Source organism: Streptomyces globisporus, assembly GCF_003501885.1.
Classification (GTDB): domain Bacteria; phylum Actinomycetota; class Actinomycetes; order Streptomycetales; family Streptomycetaceae; genus Streptomyces; species Streptomyces globisporus_D.
Map to the genome: position 1 here is coordinate 1 of NZ_QWFA01000368.1, position 2,012 is coordinate 2,012.

Sequence of the window (2,012 nt, forward strand, 5' to 3'; positions counted from 1 at the left end):
CTCGGTGAGATCGAGAACACCCTCACCCAGCACGAAGCGGTGCGTTCCTGCGTGGTCGTCGCCCGTGAGGACGGGCCGGGCGAGAAGCGACTGGTGGCGTACGTGGTCCTGGAGGACGGGCACACGGCGCCGGACCCTCGCACCGAACTCGCCCAGCACCTCGGGCGCACGCTTCCCGAGTACATGGTCCCCACGGCTTTCGTCATCCTGGACGACCTGCCGCTGACCGCCAACGGCAAGCTCGACCGCAAGGCGCTGCCGGCCCCCCGCATCGATGCCTATGCCCAGCGCGAGTACGTCGCCCCCGGCACCGAAACCGAGCGGGCGCTGGCGGCCGTGTGGGCCGAGCTGTTGTCCTTCGACGAGTCACAGGTCGGCGCCGACGACAACTTCTTCCAGATGGGCGGCCATTCGCTGCTCATCACGGTCCTGGTGGCCCGGTTGAAGGAGCAGGGCTTCGACGTCCCGGTCCGCAGCGTGTTCAGCAGCCCGACGTTGGCGACGCTGGCGGCGGAGATCGACGGCAGCACGGGGAGCCCCGCCTACGAGCTGCCGCCGAACCTGATCCCCCACGGCTGCGAGCGCGTCACCCCCGAGATGCTCAGCCTGGTCGACCTGGACCAGGACCAGATCGACGCGGTGGTGGCCACCGTCCCCGGTGGCGCGCCCAATGTCCAGGATCTCTACCCGCTGGCCTCCGCGCAGGAGGGAATCCTCTTCCACCACCTGCTCGACCCGGACAGTGATCCCTACCTGGTCTCGATCCTCCTGGTCGCCGACGACGAGGCCGCGTGCGCTCGGTTCACCCGCGCGTTGCAGAAGCTGATCGACCGGCATGACGTCCTGCGTACCGCCGTACTGACGGCGGAGCTGCCCGAGCCCGTGCAGGTCGTCCAACGCACCGCCCGACTGGAGGTGGAGCGGACACTCCTGGACCGGGACCGGGATGCCGAGGAGCAGGCGCGTGCCCTGCTGGCCCGCCCCAGGCGGATGCGGGTCGACGAGGCTCCTCTGCTGAGGCTGCTCATCGCCGAGGATCCGGACTCCGGCCGGCGTTACCTTCTGTTGAGCGCCCACCACCTCATCGAGGACGCCAGCACCCTGCGGCTGGTGCTGGAGGAGCTGGCGGTGCACATGGCGGACCGTCCGGAACTTCTGGCGTCGGCGCCGCCGTACCGGGACTTCGTCGGTCACACCCTGTATCAGACGGCCACGGACGACGCGGAAGCCCACTTCCGGGCCGCCCTCGGCGATGTCACCGAGTCGACCACGCCCTTCGGGCTCACGAACGTCCGGGGCGACGGCCACGAGTACCCGCACCTGCGCCGCTCTCTGCCCGACGGCCTGACCCAGGAGGTGCGTGCCCAGGCCCAACGTCTGCGCATCAGTCCGGCCTGCCTCTTCCACGCCGCATGGGCGTGCGTCGTGGCCGCGGCCGCCGGCGGTGACGACGTGGTGTTCGGCACGGTGATGTCGGGGCGCCTCCAAGGGGTGCCGGGAGTCGAGCGCATGCTCGGCAACTTCATCAACACCCTCCCCCTGCGGGTGCGGCTGGCGGGCAAGACGGTCCGGGGGCTGATCGAGGAGGTCGACGGTGGGCTCCAGGGGCTGATCGCCCGTGAGCAGAGCCCGCTGAGCCTGGCTCAGCGCTGCAGCGGTCTGGAGGGTGACACCCCGCTGTTCAGCTCAGTGATCAATTTCCGGCACTTCGAACCGCGGCACGGCGAGGCCTCCCTCTCCCTCGAAGAGCAGGGGGTCCACTGGCTGGGGGAGACCGACGCGATCAACTACCCGCTGACCGTGTCGCTCGACGACTTCGGCAGCGAGCTCTCGCTCGACCTCAGGGCCGACGGCGCGGTGGCATGCGAGGCGGTCGCGGACTACGTCGAGACCGCGCTGACGGGGATCGTGAGCGCCCTCGCCACCAATGACGGCGCCGGCACCCTGGCCCTCGATGTCGACGTCCTTCCGGCGGTTGAGCGTCGGCGGGTGTTGGTGGAGTGGAATGAGGG

The 2,012-nt window shown here is 70.0% G+C and carries 1 protein-coding gene; it reads left to right on the forward strand.

The genetic code is table 11. The annotated features are described in order from the left end of the window. Nucleotides 1-2,012: condensation domain-containing protein (locus D3105_RS33550; RefSeq protein ID WP_240647127.1), on the forward strand; the 2,012-nt coding region annotated here is incomplete at both ends.